Source organism: Candidatus Zixiibacteriota bacterium, from assembly GCA_040752595.1.
In the GTDB taxonomy this organism is placed as follows: Bacteria; Zixibacteria; MSB-5A5; order WJJR01; family WJJR01; genus JACQFV01.
In genome coordinates, this window is sequence record JBFMGX010000014.1 from 52,305 (window position 1) to 69,789 (window position 17,485).

Consider the following 17,485-nt stretch of genomic DNA (forward strand, 5'->3'; position numbering starts at 1 on the left):
AACGGGCGCTCCCGTCCATGAACAGCAGACCCCTCGCTGCGCTCGGGGTGACAGAAGCGCGGACGAGCCTGGAGAATTTCTGTCGTTCCGAGCGTGGCGAGGAACCTGCTTTTCTCTGGACACGATCATCTCAATTCGTTCTGTTGAGCACTTGAAGATACAGTACTCTTTCGAGAAGCAGCCCTCAATGGGCCATCCCCTCATCCGCACACGCGAACTCTGCCGCTACTACAGACGCGGGCCGCAGGAGATTCGCGCGGTCGACCGGGTGACGCTCGACATCCCGCGCGGCGATTTCTTGGCTGTGGTCGGGGCCTCCGGATCGGGAAAGTCGACCCTGCTCAATCTGTTGGCGGGTCTGGATTCGCCGACCTCAGGCGGGATCGATTTCGAGGGAGTGCCCTTCGCTACCCTGTCGCGCCGTCAGCGCTCGGCCTACCGTGCCCACAAGGTGGGGATGGTCTTTCAGTCGTTCAACCTGATCGCGCACCGGACGGCGGTGGAGAATGTCGAGCTGGCGCTCTACTTCAATCAAACTCTACCCCGTGATCGCCGCCAACAGGCCACGGCGATTCTGGAACGGCTCGGCCTGGCCGAACGGATGACCCATCGCCCCGCCGATTTGTCGGGTGGCGAGCAGCAACGGGTGGCGATTGCGCGCGCGTTGGTCAAACGCCCGTCGGTGCTCTGTGTCGATGAGCCGACCGGGAACCTCGATCAGGATAATGCGCGGCAGGTGATCGAGTTGTTGGCGGAGTTGAATCGCGGGGGGCAGACGATCATTCTGGTCACGCATGATCCCTCGATCGCCGCTTGTGCCCGGCGGACGATCCGCATGCGCTATGGGCAGATTGTGACGGACGCCGGAGGCGCGGCATGATCCTCCGCGACATGATCGCCTTGTCCGCGGGGAATCTGCTGCGCATGCGGCTGCGCGCCACCCTGACCATCGCCGGGGTGGTGATCGCCATCGGGGCGTTCGTCGCGATGCTCTCCTTCGGCGCCGGGAACCAGCGGTATGTGCGCGCGGAGTTCGAGAATCTCGGGCTGTTCCACACCATGCGGGTTTTCCCCGTGAGAAAGACGGCTGCGACCGACACCACGGCGCGTGCGGTCCTCGACAACGCGGTATTGAGGAGACTCGGTGGGATGCCGGGTGTGCGGCTGGTCTTCCCCTATGATGCCTTCACGGCCAATGTGATTCTCGGCGATTCGCAGATGACCGCCAAGGTGCAGGCGCTGTCGCAGGAGGCGCTGCACACGAAGTGGTTTTCCCACCTTCGCGCCGGCTCCGTGTTTGCTGGTGACAGCGCCCGCGAGGCCATCGTGGCCGCGTACTTTCTCAGGCAATGTGGCATCAAGTATCCCGACTCGGCGTTGGGCAAACCCTTGGTGTTGAACGTGCGTCTGGCCAGCATCGACAGCGGTCTGGCGCGGGTCTTCCCGCCGAAGCCGGAGTACCTCAGACGCCGCTGGCATGAAATCTGGATCGACTCGCTGTTCGTCCGTGAGTACGTGCGCCGGCAGGTGCGGGCCGAAGTCAACAACGCCATGCGGCAGTTTGTCGACGGGTGGTTGAACGCCCGCGCCTTGGTGAGTGACACGCTGGTCATTTGCGGCGTGATCGCCGCCGGCGGCGGCATGGCGCCGGTCATGATCCCCGCAGCCGCGGCACGGCGATTCTCCGGTGGTGTTTCACTGGATGACCCGGCCGCGCTGGTCGGGGCGCTGCAATCGGGTCAATTGCTGGGAGGCGACAATGGAGCCGACGGCAAGACCTACCCGCACCTGACGCTCGATCTGGATCCCGCCGCCGACCAGAAGATGCTGGCCGATTCGATCCGGGCGATGGGATTCCGCCCCTTCAGTCTCGCCGAGGAATTCAAGGAGATTCAGAAGTTCTTCTTCTACTTCGACCTGGCGCTCAGCGTCATCGGCATCATCGCGCTGGTCACGGCGTCGCTCGGCATCGTCAACACGTTGGTCATGTCGATTCTGGAACGCCGCAAAGAGATCGGCATCCTCAAATCGCTGGGTGCCGATGAACGCGACATCAGCGTGCTGTTCCTCGTCGAATCGGTTGTCATCGGATTCGTGGGTGCCGTCTTCGGCATCCTCTTGGGATGGGTCATCAGCCGCGTCGCCTCCGCCGTGGGACAGGCGTTCATGGCGCGTGAGGGAATCGAAGGGATCGATTTGTTCGCCCTGCCGCCATGGCTGATCCTCGCCGCCCTCGCCGTCGGCATGGTCACCAGTCTGCTCGCCGGACTCTATCCCGCCGCTCGCGCCGCGCATGTCGACCCGGTTGAGGCGCTGCGGAATGAGTGACACCGCTGAGACGGCGGATTCGACGAATCGAGGAGAGCTTCTGGAGCGGAGCTATCTCAGCAGCATCAGCGAAGAAAGGGGCAGCGTCACGATTCGTGGATCTGTGACGGAGACTCCATCGATCTGTGTGACTAGGATACCAAATGGCGCGTTGTTCTCACGCTTTTCAACGAACGCGCGCAGTCCTTCTGTGTCACGCATGGGGTCAATCCGTCTCTGATACTTGACCTCGAGGGGAATTCGTTTCGTGCCGATTGTGAGTATGAAGTCGACTTCTGGCTCCCCGCCGCGCTCCGGCTGGTAGGCGAGGTCAAGACCGGAGATCGCCAGCAGTGTCGCTCCAGTGGCGCTCTCCGCGATGTGACCCGCCAGTACCGTAAGCTGCGGTTCTTGGAGGAGTCTGTCCGGATCAAGGGGGATCGACTCCTGCAGCGAACTCGCACGCAAGCCGTGGTCGGCCAGACAGATCTTCGAGTTGCCACGCTTCTTCTTCAGTCGAATCTCCAGTGGATCGATGAGCCACAGGAGCAGTGTCTCGGCGAGGAACTTCAGATAGTGATTCACCCGCTGTGTCCCCACAGTGGTGTGCAAAGCGCGGCCCACCTCTCTGGCCATGACGGTCAGGCCCGGCGCTTGACCGGCGTACCGGCAGGCGAGACGGTATACTTCCTCCAGCAATTGCTCGTCACGTCTCCGCCCGCGTTCTCCGACCCGCAAGTCGTGTCGAATGACCTTCTGGATCACGGTTTCATTGAGCTGGTCTGCGATCTGGTTCCAAGGGACGCCCGCCTCCTTATGGGCAATGGGGTACCCACCGCGCTCAGAGAACCAGGCGAATGACCGGTCACGATCCGGTTGCAGCCGTCTTCCGTAGCCGGCCAAGTCACTCCAGAAGTCTTGCCGCGTGAGCGACTCGAGTCCGTTGTCAGCAAGAAACGGCGGTCCTGAATCGATGCCGTGGAAGTTCCCTATCTCTGTCAGCGACAAGACCCCAACTTCGATTGTTGAAATGCGCCCGGCAAGGCTATCGCGCCCCCGTTCGATCCGCAATGCCGAACTCCCCGTAACGACAACATGTGCTGACGATGCATCGACCAACGCCTTCAACTGTGGTGCCCAGCTCTTGATATTCTGTACCTCATCAAAAAAGAGGAATGCCGGCTCCGCGTCGCGGGCCGCCCGGTTCAGCGTTCTTCCGAGTATGGCACTCTCGTACCAGTCGACAACGCGCGGAATCGGTTCTGTCAGGCGCGACAGCTCCGGTAATTCATCGCACTGCATCCGTAGTAGCCGACTGGGGTGCACCCCCTGATCCAGCAGGTCTTGCACGACCTGTTGCTGGGCGACGGTTTTTCCAATCTGGCGAGGGCCACGTACGACAACGATGGGAGCCAGTTGAATCCTGACCCGCCGGTGGATTGCCTCGACCAAATGGCGGCGAGTGGTCGGCAACGGGGGTAATGGATTGCCCTCCCACCAAGGGTTCATCCGTCGCAAATCACGGACTAGACCGTCACTGAGTTTCAACTGACTGAAGAGGAATGGATCGTCCACATTGCTCCTTGTCGGTGCGACACGACAATCTAATGCGCAACCAAAAGTGTGGTATCGGCGACTGTGCTGCCAAGTCGAAAAGCTCCGCCTGATCTGTCTCGAAGACTCCTGCCTCGAAATCAGACCGGTCCACGGCCAAGCGACGGGCGCGTCAGACATCCACCTTGAATCGCAGCCGCAAGTTGCGAAGGTGCTCTGCCTGGTCGATGGGGTCGCACACACAAGCCCTCCGGCCTTTGGCATGAGGGCTTGTGCACGGCAGTCGGCGACGGCAATCAGCGTTATCTGATTACCTGACAATGGCTTGCCTTGGTTTTTGTCGTCCTCGCCTCGCCGTCAGGCTTGCTTGACCTCTGTGTGATTTCACTTGCACGCGACGGGTGATTGCGTATTTTACTCTGGGAGAATAGGCTTCGCGCCTCTCACCTGGTAGAAAGCGGGACCTCACCGCCCGCTGAGGAAAGACAACAGAATAGACGGCTTACGGTTAACGGTGTAACCGTGGGAGCCCAGTCAGGCCGAATTCGCAGTCTCTGGCTGACCGTTGCAGTGCTAACGGTCGGGGTGGTCCTTCTGTTGCCCGCTCGGTTGCAGGCACAGAATGCCGCTGGTGCACCGTGGGGCCAGATGATCCCCACAGAGCAGCGACGTGACCGTCTGGCCGACGACCCCTCGGCGGGCGCGGCGGTGGTCTTCGACGGGGGCCTGATCGTCGTTGGCCCCGGCTACAAGTTTACGTTTGAACGCCACCGACGGATTCAGATTTTTCGCGCCGACGCCTACCGATTCGCCAACGTCGAGATTCCCTTCCATTCCTCCGAGAAGCTGGAGCTGGTCGAAGCCCATACGCTGACGAAAGATGGGCGGCGTGTCCCCGTCGACCCGTCGGCGTTCTACCGGACGCAGACCGGCGAATGGCAGAAGGTGGTGTTCGCTTTTCCGGAGGTCACGCCGGGATGTGTCGTTGAATACAAGTACAAGATCTTCTCGCGGAACTTCTACTATCTCCGCCCGTGGGTATTTCAGAATGAGGTTCCGACCGAGTATTCGGAATTGGTGGTCCGTCTGCCGGAGGGGTTCGAGTACGCGGCGGTGTTGAACAACGCCGAATTCGTCCAGGGCCCGGATTCGACGATGTTCGCCTCGATTCTGCATCGGAATCAGACGGTGCGGCAGTTCACCTGGCGATCGCGCAACCTGCCGCCTCTCGTGCCGGAGCCGCTCATTGCGTCATTGCTCGATCACCGTGTTCTCTTGGACTTCCAAATCGTGCGGTACCGGGAAGGGAACTACACGAAGGAATTCGTGGACAGTTGGTCGGATCTTGCCGGACAGGTGCGACGCGTCTATGTCTCCCTGCTCCATCCTGCGTCCAGTTGGCGACCGTGGGGCAAACTCCCGAGCATTGGGGGCGAAGGCGCCGCATGGGCGCGTCGCCAGCTGGCCCGCCGCATCTACCAGTTTGTTCGTGATTCGATCGCGCTCTCCGGGGTCGCGCCCTCCGTCTACGACGTCAGTCTGCAGCCGGCGAGCGTCGTCTTGGCGCAACGACGGGGCAATGCGATTGAGAAGAACCTGCTGTTTGTTGCCTTGCTCCGCGCGAACGGCTTCGCCGCCTGGCCGGTGCTCATCTCGCGCCGCGATCACTTGCGCTTCGACAGCCGCGACCATCGACTGGAGCAGTTCGACCACACGATTGCCCTTGTGAGTCTGAACGGGGAAGAGCTCTTTTGCGAGACAAATGTCGCCGGCGCCTGGCTGGGGTATCTGCCCCCCGACGATCTGGTCGATGCCGGCGTGGTCATCGACCGTCGGGATGTCGAGGACGTCATCGTGGACCTGCCCGCGCCGCCGGTGGACCGGGATGTGTACGCCGACGGTTCGGTCTATCTGCAGACTGACGGCTCGGCGACCGGCCACTTGGAATTGACGGTTGTCGGTCAGGCAGCCTATGAGTTGTTGTGTGCGCTGTCGGACCACGACACGGTCGGTTATCTGCACCGGGAGTGGCTTCCCGGCATTGTGCCGACCAGCACGGTGGTGGTCACCGACCCCGACAACGACTGGGCGCCGATTCGGTTGAGCGTGGATTTCGCGTGGCCGGGGGCGGCGACGTTGGATGCCCAGCGGCTCTTCATCCGTCCGGCGATCCTGCGACGTCTGGATGAGAATCCCCTCATGGCGGCCAACCGGCGCTATCCGATCTCGTTTGATTATCCCTGGAGTGAGGACTGCCGGGTCGTATGGCACCTGCCGGCCGGATATCAATTTGCCGATCTGCTGTCGGCACGAACGATGTCCGGTGACGGCTATCAGTTCCGGTCATCGGTCATTGCCGACGGCAATCATGTGATCGCCTCTCGATACTGGCGTGTGGAGCGGCGGGATTTTGGCGCGTTGTTCTTTCCGGAATTGCGCGAACTCTTCAACACGGTTCAATTGGCCCAACGCGGCCTCGTTGTTCTGTACCGCGAGACTCCGTAGCAAAGCCCCACGATTCGGGCCAACGAGCAGCGTGTGGTCGTCGTGCAGTCTATGACTGCGCCTGCCGGAGTCGCCGAACAGGTGGGGTTTTGTGTTTGGCGGGTGTTCCGGTGATGGCGTATTGTGGGAGGGCGCCCGGACGGGCGCTTCGCGTCCGACGCGCCATGTCCAGCTTTAGCCCGAACAACAGGCATAGGTCCGGCCCTCGGACGTGGTGGGCTGCGGCGATTGTGGTGTGCCTGCTCGGCGCGTCCGCGGTCGGCGCGCAGCCATGGGAGTTGTATCCGGCCGTCTACGAGTTGGACAAGTGGTCGCTCGACTGGTCGCCGGCGCACGGGTTGTCGGTCGAAGCGCATCGCGTTGTGCGCATCAATCGCGCCGCGGGTGCCGAGGCGGGTCGGATCCATATCTGGGACACATTCTTCCAACGCCTGGTCGGCTTTCAAGGCGAAGTGCGGGACACGCTCGGCCGCGTTCTCTTCACCGTTGGCCCGGAGGCGGTCCGTCCGATCGCGCCATTTTCCGAATTCCGACTCTACTCCGGCGACGTGATCCGGGCCGTGGATCTGGTGGCGCCGCATCCGCCCTACATCATCGAAGCCCGTTGGACCGTGAAGATCGACAACCCGTTCTTCTGGCCCGATTGGGTGTTGGGAGACCACTGGCCGCGTCGACGCGCCGTGTACGAAGTCAAGATACCGGCCGACAAGGCGATCCGCTTCGAAGTCGCTGCTGCGGGTCTCCAGCAATTCGAAGACCACCATCCGCGGCGACAGGTGACCCGCTGGGAACTGCACGATTGGGTGCCGCCGGACACAACCTTCGGGAGTGTCAACGGCACGGTGCCCCTCTTGCACGTCGCGCCGCGAGAGTTCCGGTTTGGCCGACGGAACGGCCGCACCGACTCGTGGGAGGCGCTCGGACAGTGGTACTGGGGGTTGGCGTCCGGTCAACTCGAATTGAGCGCGGACCAGAGGCACGAGATTGATCAACACCTGAAGGATATTGTCGGCGACCGGGCCCGCGCCGCCGCTCTCAAAGACTGGGTATCGGATCGCTGGCGGTATGTCGCCATCGAGGTCGGCATCGGCGGCTGGCGTCCGCATCCGGCCCGCGAAGTCTTCGTCAATCGCTACGGCGACTGCAAGGACGTTGTCTTCTTGTGGTTGGCGATGATGCGGCATGCCGGCATCCCGGCCTATCCGGCACTGATGCGGGCCCGCAATCCCTTGCAGTTGAATCCCGATTTCCCGAAGGACTGGTTTGACCATGTGGTCGGCTGGACCGTGATCAATGGAGACACGCTGTGGGCCGATCCCTCGGATCGCCGCTATCCCCTGGGTACACTGCCGCGCGCCTGCGAAGCACGTTGGGCTCTGGCGGTGGGACCGTTCGGGGGGCGGCTCCTCTTCACGCCTTCGCAGACGGCGGCGCAGAACCGCTTTGTCACGCGCATGGAAGGCACTCTCGACTCGGTCGGGGATCTGAACTTCACGGCCCATGTGCTGGCCAGCGGGCACTTTGCGCGTTGCCTGCCCTTGCGTGGGGGAAGCGACGCTCGGGACAACATCGCCGTGCTTCTGGGCGTCGCCCGTCCATCCGTGGACGGCATTGTGGATCGGATCGAAGTCGTGGCCTCCGATGCGATCGCCGCCGATCTGCGCGGGCGCATCAGCGGCTGGGCTGTCTCCGGCCCCCATCAGTTGCTGATTCGTCCCGCGCCGGCCGGCTGGGTTGCGGCCGACACTCTGGGTGGCCGGCCCGACCCCGGCCACGTGGAGTTTCGCCAATCGGTCGATGACACGCTGATCGTCCATCTGCCTCAGGATTGGTCGGCCCAGTATTGGCCCACGGCACCGCCGGCGGTCGATTCCGGAGGAGAATTCCGCGAGGAACGAGAACTGAACGATGGTGCGCTTGTACTGACCCGCCATCTACGATGGGATGCCTTGGGCCGTACGGATGGGGAGAGGCATACGCTGTCACGGATTCGTGCCGCGTACCGCGCCGCCCGCAACGCCGAATGGCTCTTCACGCCGTCATCCGGCCGGCAACCGGTCGACAGCAACACCGTATCTCCCGTGAAGGGTGCTGCTCCATCCCAAGACAGAGGTGTTGGTGGGCGGAGAATTCCCTCCGGGTGACCGACGGATCGGGAAGAGGCACAGACGTAGGTTCGTCGGACTGACGGCTCTTAGGTCAGTTTCGGCTTCTCGTCATTTGCGCCGCTGCGGCCGGGTTGTTTACCCGACCGCAGCGGAGTGAGAATGCAGAACGGCGTCCGATGCGTCATTGGATCGGTGGACAGTTGGTCGGATAGGGATCACATTGACAGGGATTGCAGATCCGTGTCGCCGGATCATACCCTCGGAAGGCAACGTCCGCCATCCGAACCACATCCTGCACATTGCAGAAACCACTACAGTCCAAGTCGGTGCGCTGGGCTGGATTGCCGCTTCCACACAACGGGTCAAATGTCGGCGCTTTGCCCCGGAAGGCCACGTCGGTCGTCGCCACCACGTCTTGGACATTCGTTATCGTGTCGCAGTACGGATCCCCCAAGCAGGGACAGTGACAGGCAACGGTGATCGTTCCTTTCGTGAACGACGGCACCCTGATCTGCGGCGTTTCGCAGGCGGCCCCACCCACGAATTGCAGATGATTCCCCGGTGCCACGCAGCCGGTGTCGATCTCGAACGTCCCCGGATTCATGGTCACGTCGAATGTGAGGATGAACGAGGCGTTGGCCGTCCCCGGCGGATCGGCACCGGCGGCCAGGACATCATTGGGAGGCTGGGCGAGGCTCGTATACGACCACAGGACGCCATCTGGGCTCACGAAATCCACAGTGGGTGCCGGAGTCTGATAGCTGTTCGCCGTCGGTCCGCTACACGATGTGCCGCTGGGCGTGGCATAGTATTGCTTGGCCCCTGATCCCTGGCCGACGGGACTGGCGCCCACGCGGTTGGCGGGTGGGACGCTGAGCACCAGTGAATTGGCGATGTAAGCGCCGCCTGTCACGGTGCGAATATCCAGAGGCAGCGTGATCGCCGAGATGTCGATGTCATTGGTGATGGCGATCCCCGCCTGCACGCTCGTGGCGCCCAGCCAGACAGTCTTGGATTCGACCACCACAGCGCCACCGGGGTCCGTCTGCCACGCCAAACACGAGGCACAATCACACGAGTTGCAGAAGATCACATCCGGATCGTACTCCTTGAACGCGGCGCAGACCATCTTGATGACATCGAGGATGTTGGTGCCATCGTCGCAGTTGACGTTGGTCCGCTCCTTCGGGCAATTGGGATCGAAGACAGGAGTCTGCCCGCGGAAGGCGACGTTGACTGCCGCGTTGACATCAATGACCGTGACCTCTCCATCGCAATTGGGGTCGCCGTCGCAGGGGCAGTCGCAGATGGTGATGACACCTTTGGTGAACGCCGGGAGGAATGGCGGCGGGTCGCAGTCCGGTGTGCCCATGAACAGCAGGTGATTCCCTGGGGCGACGCAACAGGTGTCGATCTCGAATACCCCGCCGCTCCCGTTCACGTCGAAGGTGAGCAGGAATGAGGCATTGGCGGTACCGGGCGGATCCGCGCCCACTGGCAGAATGCCGGCGGGTGGTGGACCCGTTACAAATCCGGACCACAAGACCGCATCGGGGCTGATGAAGTCAACCGGCCCCTCCGTCTGGTAACCGCTGGAGATCGGGCCGCTGCAGTTGCCGTCGGCGGTGGGGTAGTAGCGCTTGTCAATGCTCCCGGAAGCGATCGGACTTGAGCCGACTCGGTTGCCGGGGGGAACGGTCAGGGTAAGCGCGTTGGCAGTGAAAGCACCGCCGCTGACAGTGCGGAACTCCAGTGGCAGCACGATCCCGGTCAAGTCCATCTTGTTGGCCAGAGAAACCCCGACCTCCACGCCGACCTCGTTCTTCTGCACCATCTTCGATTCCACCACGACGGATCCGCCGGGAGTCACGGGCGGGCGCTGACATGACGGGCAGTCGCAGGAGTTGCAGAAGAGCTGAGCCGGCGAGTAACCATGGAAGGCGACACATTCGAACAGTCTCACGTCGAGAATGTTGGTCACGTCATCGCAGTTGACGTTCGTTCGCTCCTTCGGACAGTCGGGATCGAATACCGGAGCAGCACCGCGGAAGGCGACGTTGACCGCCTGCGTAAGATCGGTGACAGTCACGAAGCCGTCGCAATTGGGATCGCCGTCACAGGGACAATCGCAGAGGGTGATGGTTCCCTTGGTGAATGTCGGCAGGCGAACCTCGGCATTACAGCCGTTCCCGGCCGTGAACATCAGGTGATTCCCCGGGGTGACACAACAGGTGTCGATCTCAAACGTCCCGACGTTGGCGTTGGCATCGAAGGTGAGCAGGAAGCTGGCGTTGGCCGTCCCCGGCGGGTCGGCGCCCGCGGGCAGCATGTCTCCGGGTGGGACAGTCGAGCTGTACCCGGCCCACAGGATGCCGTCGGGGCTGACATAGTCCACAGCGCCCGCTCCCGTCGTGTACGTGTATGAGATCGGCCCGCTGCAAGGCATACCACCGGGCATGGGATAGTACAGGCTTGTGACCGCGCCGGTGCCGACCGGGCTTGAGCCGACACGGTTGGCGGCCGGGACCGTGAAGGAGAGGTTGGCTGCAATGTAAGCGCCTCCAGTGACGGAGCGAAGCTCCAGCGGCATCACGATAGCCGAGATGTCGACGTCATTAGCAATCGAGATGCCCACCTGAACCCCTGCTGTTGCGGGCGGAACTCTCTTGGATTCAACGGTGACCGAGCCACCGGTATCCGTGGGCGTGGGGATGCAGAACCAGCACGTGCAGGAATTGCAGAAGCACTGGTCGTGCGGGTCCCCGTGGAACAGATAGCCCACCATCTTCGTGACGTCGAGCACGTCGGTGACGCCGTCGCAGTTGAAGTTGGTTCTCTCCTTGGGGCAATCGGGATCGAACACAGGTGGCGAGCCCCGGAACGCGACGTCGACTGTATGCGCCAGATCCACGACGGTGACAATGCCGCTGCAGTCTGGGTCGCCGTCGCAGGGGCAATTGCAGGTGGCGACTCCGGCCGTCGCCGGGGACGGCTCCGCCACCGGGATGGCAGCCCATGCCGCCGTAGAGGCCAGCAGAACTAAGACAACAGACAAACAGGCCGCGCGCTTCATACCGTTCCTCCTTGCTCCGCGTCGCTGCGTGGAATCACAACGTTGCCAGACCGCTCAACTCCTGTCTTTGTTGCGAGGGTACATACATAGAATCGGTTCCATAACCCAAGTGAATCGGTGTGCCACGGGTCTTCAGACCCGTGCCCCTTCTCTCTGCCCCTGGGAGTTCACGGGTCTAAAGATCCGTGGCACCAACACCTCATGTCTCGCCCCGGGTTATGAAACCCATCGTAGTGTCGTCGATGCTGTCACCTCCTGTGTCTGACGTCTCGCTGTGAATCAACGCATCGCTACATCGTCGGCCCCGCGCCGCAATCGGGCGGCGGGTAGCCGCCACGAAAGACGTAGTCCACCAATCGCACGACGTCGGACACGTTGTAGATGCCGTCGCAATTGACGTCGCCGTGCTCCTCGGGATTGGGGGTCGGCGGCATGCCGCCGCGGAACACCAGGTTGATCAGGCAGCCGACGTCCTGGAGATTGACGATGCAATCGACCTGTCCGTTCGGGCCTCCGCACAGATCGCCATTGTGCCAGTCCTGACGCACGCGGAACGTGAATTGGTGCCAACCGGAGGCGATGTGGTAGTACACCACAACCGAGCCGGCGGTCCCGATCGGCGTACCGTCATGGGTGCAGATCATGTAGAATGTCGTGTCGGGCGGGACTTGAATAGTATCATAGATCCAGCCCGGCGGGAAGGGATCGACCGGGCGCTCGATGTACTGGTCGGCATCGCTCAGTTTCAGCGCGGCAAAGTAGGAACAGACCGATCCCGGCGGGCATTGGATCGAATCGGTGAAGCAGCGGGTCTCCTCCTGCGGTTCTGCGCAGCACGAGGAATACAAGAGCGCCCGCAGGCACATCGTTCCATAGGCGGGCACGACATAGCTGAACGAGTCGACGAGCGCCGTGGCCTTCGGGAGGAAGATTCCGTGCACATGTGAGGTGACGTATTCCCATGTCGGCGTGACGCTCACTTCACTCTGATAGAACGCCACCGAGTCGATCAGGCAGGTGCCGCCGGAGGGATTGTTGTCGATCGTGTGGAAGACCTTGATTGTGTCGCCGTCGCCGTATCCCGCTTCGGGCGTGATCGCAATCGATTGGGTGAGCCAGTCGCAGGCGCCGGTCGGGTAGCGGTGATTGAGGTGGTTGGCCAGACGGGTCAAGTCGGCATCGTTGACCACGCCATCGGCGTTGACATCGCGGCAGAGGCCTTCGACCGGATCGGAATCGAACGGCAGCACACAGGCGTCGCCGTCGACGTCGACCGAACGCACCGGCACCGTCCCGATCAGCCCGCAATCGGCATAAACCGAGACACTGCAGTCGGCGCAATCGCCGCCCGCCGCGATCGAGACAAAGACTCGACCGCTGTCGTCGGAGGGCGAGGCGACATATACCAGCGGCCAGTTGGGATAGACTCCCGGCTGCGGCAGGAACTCGCCACCGGTGCACGACGAAAAGTCGAGATAGATGCTGTGGTCGCCGATCCAGGGTTTTCCGGACGAACTGACGAGGTGAATGACGAAGGGGATGTCCCCACGTGGACACGCCAGCAGGTATGGGTCGGTGAATGACCGGGTACAACTGAGCGTGTCCGGCGCGCCGATGCGGATCACGCCCTTGGTAAACGACGGTAGCAGACAGTCGTGCGTGTTGCAGATCGCAAACGCCAGATGGTTGGCGGGCAGTACGCAGCAGGTGTCGATCTCGAATTCGCCGCTGGTCGTCGTCACATCAAACGTCAGCGTCAACGATGGGGTCCCCGCGCCGGGCGAACCATCCGAGCCGATCGCCAGGCATGGCTGATCTGAGTTCACGCCCGACCACATGATCGCGCTGGGACTGGTGAAGAATGTGCCCGTGGCGGTGCCGGGGAACTTGAATGTCTCCGAGACCGGTCCACTGCATAGGTTGGCAGTGTCTGGGTCACGGTAGTGCTGTTTGGCACTGTGTTGGGTCACGCCACTGCCGGCCAGACGGCCGGTCACCTCGTAGTTGAAGGAGTTCTGGATGTAGGCGCCCGGTGTGACTTCACGAATCTCCAACGGAATAATCAGCCCGTTCAGCGCCGTGTTGTTCTGCACATAGACGCCGACTTGAACGCCGGTGGCGCCGGGGCTCACCTCTTTGGATTCGACCACGACCGAGTTGTTGGGTGTCGGCACGCCGGGATTGCAGGTGCCGGGATTGAGTGTGTCGCGGCACGGCTGCGGATTGGGCTGGCAGAACTGGGCGCCGGGATCAGCCGCGAAGAAGACCACGTTGATGAAGTTCAACAGGTCGACTAAGTCAGTCGTGCCGCTGCAGTCGACATCGGTGCGCGAATACGGACACCCGGAATCGGCGATCGGCGGTTGGCCCATGAACACCTCGGCCACGACGATCACATCGACAACATTCAGCAGCCCGTCACAGACCGGATCGCCATGGCACGGGCAGGGGCAGAATTGTGGAGTGCAATTGAAGAGGATGGAGACGTCGTCGGTGAGGCTGTTGGCCACCGCCAGATCGACATCGCCATCTCCGTCCAAGTCGGCGGCAAAGACCGAACGCGGGCCATCCCCAACCCCAAGGCTGCCTGCTGGGTCAAAAACCCCTCCTCCTCTGTTCTTCAGCAATGAGACGTTGTCGCCATTGAAGTTGGCCACCGCCAAATCGGCATCGCCATCCCCGTCCAGATCGGCGGCAACGACCGACAAGGGGCCGGAGCCTGCCGGGTAGTTCACCGCCGCCGCAAATGTCCCATCCCCGTTGTTCTTCAGCATCGAGACGTTGTCGCTGAGGTAGTTGGCCACGACCAGGTCGGAATCGTCGTCTCCGTCCAGATCGGCGGCAAAGACCGAGATGGGTCCATCCCCGACCGCCTAGCTCGCTGCCGCCCCAAAGGTCCCATCTCCGTTGTTCCCCAACACCGAGACGATGTCACTCCAGAAATTGGCCACCGCCAGGTCGGCATCGTTATCCCCGTCCAGATCGGCCGCATAGACCGAGCGTGGGTAATTGCCGGCCGGGTAGTTCACCGCCGCCGCAAAAGTCCCGTCCCCATTGTTCTTCAGCACTGAAACGTTGTTGCTGTTGACATTGGCCACCACCAAGTCGACATCGTTATCCTCGTCCAGATCGGCGGCAGAGATCTCGGAGGGGTCATCCCCGGCCCCGTACTTCACCGCCGACGCAAAGGTTCCATCCCCGTTGTTCTTCAGGACCGAGACGCTGTCGCTGTAGTAATTGGCCACCGCCAAGTCGGCATCGTTGTCCCCGTCCAGATCGGCGGTAGAAACCGAGTGAGGGCGATCCCCGGCCGCGTAGTTCACCGCCGGCTGGAAACAGAACTCCTGCCCGTAAACTGGAGACACGACCAAGACCAGAACGCCGATCACCGACAAGACGGCGGGCACGAGCATTCTACTGCTGCGCATGGAACACCTCTTCGGTTGTGATACTGCGATTGGGTGGAGTATCAACCCCCGGCGCGCATCAACACGCGTCGGCGGAGGCATCTGGCGCATATATACATGCACCCGAAGTCGAAGATTGTCAACGGCAAAGAGACGCCGAATGGCAAGGGATAATATAGTAAAATAGTATTGTTTGTGGCGACATGTAGGGCATGCTTTTCCCCCCGTTCCGTAGGCAGCGTCCTCCCTTCGACTACGCTCAGGGCAAGCCGGACGCACCGTCAGGGGGCTCAAAGCCCCCTGTCCGCGAGATGTCACGGTTCGAGGACAGCGGGTTTTCAACCCGCTGATGGTGGGTGCAGAGCACCCACCCTACGATGGGGCTGAGCGGCAGAGTTTCAACAGGGCCTGGAAATCGGCGGGTGGATCGACGGTGAATTCGAGACGATTCCCGGAGATGGGATGATCGAGCGCCAGCGTGTGGGCGTGGAGGGCGGGACGGTCGATGGTCGCGAGCATGCGTTTGGCCAAGAGACGCAACTGCGGGTCGATCCCCTTCAAGTGGTGTTCACCGCCGCCGTAGTCGCTGTCGCCGACGAGCGGATGTCCGGCATTCGACAGGTGGACGCGGATCTGATGGGTTCGCCCGGTGCCGAGCGCCGCTTCGATCAAATCGGCGATGGCGAAGCGTTCCCGCAATGTTACGGTCGTCTCGGCATCCCGTCCCCGGGCGGTGACGGCCATGCGTTTGCGGTCGGACGATGAACGACCGACCGGTTTGTCGAAGATAATCTTCGACGTGCGCAGATGTCCCCAGCAGATCGCCCAATAGCGGCGGGAGAGCGTGCGCGACTTGATCTGTTCCGCCAGGTGTCGGTGTGCTGTTTCGGTGCGCGCGCAGACGATCAAGCCGGAGGTGCCTTTGTCGAGCCGGTGCACGATGCCGGGGCGCCCTGCTGAGGCACGGACCTCATCATCGGAGAAGCTCTCACGACCGAGTAGGGCATTGACCAGCGTGCCGGTGCGATGTCCGGCGGCGGGATGGACGACCATGCCCGCCGGCTTGTTGATCACGATGATCTGATCGTCTTCGTGGACGATTTCAAGGTGGATTGCCTCCGGCAGAGGCGGCGCCTCGGCATCGGGTAGGCGGATGAGCGTCACGTCCACTGTTTCGCCCGTAACCAGTCGATGATTGGCCTTGACCGGAGAACCGTTGACCAGAACGGCACCGGCTGCGCAGGCGCGCTGGATTTGCGCGCGCGAGAACTCGGGGAACCGCGACGCCAGCACGCGGTCGATGCGTCCGCCGTCGTCGTCGCTGGTCGCGGTGTGGCGGATGCGCGCGGGGTTCTTATCGCGGTCGGAGGTCATACCGGAGCAGTATACGACATGACCCGGCACCGCGAGCTATGCAATGCCCGGCGTCCGGCCGCCATGTCAAGTGGAGCCGGGTCCGTGGGTCGTGGCGGGAGAAGACAGCTCTCCCTGTGCGGGGCTCTCCGTCGCAGAGGGAATCGGGGCCTTGCCATACAGCACAGGATCCCGCCACAGGGAGAACATCAGGGCCAACACACCGATGGTCACGGCCGAATCGGCGACATTGAAGGTGGGCCAGCGGTCGAGGTTGTATCCGGGATGGTGCAGAATCCCGAGGTTGAATGAGGGGATCCGCAGATCGAAGAATTCCGCATCCAGGAAATCGATGACTTCGCCGCGCATCACACGGTCGATGAGATTGCCGATCGCCCCGCCCAAGATCAAAGACAATGCCCAGGCGGAGAGGCGCCGACTCACACCATGGCGCCACACATGGTGGATGATCCAGCCGATGATCAGCGCGGCCGAGACATAGTAGACAGCCGAGTGCCCCCAGCGCAGACCAAAGGCGCCGCCGGAATTGCGGATATAAGTGAGTCGGAGGGCATCGCCGATGATCGGGACCGATTGATAGAGGTCCATGGTCGTCATCACCAACCACTTGGTGATCTGGTCGGCGACGACGACGGCGATGGCCGTGATCCAGAGTGCCCGGGTGCCGTTCGGAGCAGGAGTAGAGGGCAGTTGCGCTGAGATTGACAAAGCAGGAATGAGGGGCCGGGGCCTTCCCGAAGGTTAACGATCCTCGCGGGCCTTGGCCCGTTCCTCTTTCTCTTTGCAGGCGATGCAGAGGCGGGCATGCGGGACCGCCTCCAGCCGGGCGACGGAGATGTCGCCGCCGCAGGACTGGCACTTGCCATAGGTCCCATCCGAAATCCGGCGCAGCGCTTCATCGATGTGATAGAGGAATCGGCCAGACTTGGAGGCGAAATAGAAGGACTTCTCGCGCTCCTCGGCGTCGGTGCCTTGGTCGGCCATATGGTAGGCATGGGTCGACAGATCGCCGGCGGCCTCGGTCGGAGTCGAGTCCATGGCGCTCTTGCGGAGGTGGTTGATGTCGCCCATCAACTCTGCCCGCTTGGCGAGCAGGAGCTCCTCGAATTTCTTCAGGTCGCGCTTGTTCACTGTCTTCTCCGGGTCGCGGTTTGCCT

General features: G+C 62.2%; 11 protein-coding genes. 4 read left to right on the forward strand and 7 right to left on the reverse strand.

Going from position 1 to position 17,485, the window contains the following annotated elements; all coding sequences use genetic code 11:
- The first annotated feature begins 187 nt into the window (after positions 1–187).
- A complete protein-coding gene (locus AB1792_04910; GenBank protein ID MEW5701551.1) occupies positions 188–880 on the forward strand; it encodes an ABC transporter ATP-binding protein in 693 nt (230 codons plus the stop codon).
- The gene (locus tag AB1792_04915; GenBank protein ID MEW5701552.1) at positions 877–2,328 is read left to right on the forward strand and encodes an FtsX-like permease family protein; all 1,452 of its coding nucleotides are present in this window, start codon (positions 877–879) and stop codon (positions 2,326–2,328) included. Before AB1792_04910 ends, AB1792_04915 begins: the two co-directional genes overlap by 4 nt.
- 51 nt (positions 2,329–2,379) lie before the next feature.
- On the opposite strand, the gene AB1792_04920 is transcribed toward AB1792_04915, so the two are convergent.
- Entirely contained in the window at positions 2,380–3,816 is a 1,437-nt protein-coding gene (locus tag AB1792_04920; GenBank protein MEW5701553.1) for an AAA family ATPase, read from the reverse strand.
- 693 nt (positions 3,817–4,509) lie between these two features.
- Between AB1792_04920 and AB1792_04925 the strand changes: the two genes are divergently transcribed.
- Complete coding sequence (locus AB1792_04925) at positions 4,510–6,366, forward strand: DUF3857 and transglutaminase domain-containing protein (GenBank protein MEW5701554.1); 1,857 nt, start codon at positions 4,510–4,512, stop codon at positions 6,364–6,366.
- Positions 6,367–6,596: 230 nt separating this feature from the next.
- On the forward strand, positions 6,597–8,510 hold the full coding sequence (locus AB1792_04930; protein ID MEW5701555.1) for a DUF3857 domain-containing protein: 1,914 nt from the start codon (positions 6,597–6,599) through the stop codon (positions 8,508–8,510).
- A 145-nt stretch (positions 8,511–8,655) separates the two neighbouring features.
- Here the strand turns inward: AB1792_04930 and AB1792_04935 are convergent, their stop codons facing one another.
- The 6 genes from AB1792_04935 to AB1792_04960 all read right to left on the reverse strand — a co-directional run bounded on the left by AB1792_04935 (position 8,656) and on the right by AB1792_04960 (position 17,459).
- Positions 8,656–11,547 (reverse strand): hypothetical protein, encoded by a 2,892-nt coding sequence (locus tag AB1792_04935; protein ID MEW5701556.1) that lies wholly within the window; start codon positions 11,545–11,547, stop codon positions 8,656–8,658.
- A gap of 290 nt (positions 11,548–11,837) precedes the next feature.
- Entirely contained in the window at positions 11,838–14,402 is a 2,565-nt protein-coding gene (locus tag AB1792_04940; GenBank protein MEW5701557.1) for an FG-GAP-like repeat-containing protein, read from the reverse strand.
- A gap of 18 nt (positions 14,403–14,420) precedes the next feature.
- The gene (locus tag AB1792_04945) at positions 14,421–14,975 is read right to left on the reverse strand and encodes a VCBS repeat-containing protein (protein ID MEW5701558.1); all 555 of its coding nucleotides are present in this window, start codon (positions 14,973–14,975) and stop codon (positions 14,421–14,423) included.
- A 351-nt stretch (positions 14,976–15,326) separates the two neighbouring features.
- Positions 15,327–16,328, reverse strand: a complete 1,002-nt coding sequence (locus AB1792_04950) for an RluA family pseudouridine synthase (GenBank protein ID MEW5701559.1) — start codon at positions 16,326–16,328, stop codon at positions 15,327–15,329.
- A gap of 66 nt (positions 16,329–16,394) precedes the next feature.
- The gene (lspA, locus tag AB1792_04955; protein MEW5701560.1) at positions 16,395–17,036 is read right to left on the reverse strand and encodes a signal peptidase II; all 642 of its coding nucleotides are present in this window, start codon (positions 17,034–17,036) and stop codon (positions 16,395–16,397) included.
- 33 nt (positions 17,037–17,069) lie between these two features.
- Positions 17,070–17,459: a TraR/DksA C4-type zinc finger protein gene (locus AB1792_04960; GenBank protein MEW5701561.1), complete on the reverse strand. Its 390-nt coding sequence runs from the start codon at positions 17,457–17,459 to the stop codon at positions 17,070–17,072.
- Positions 17,460–17,485 lie beyond the last annotated feature (26 nt).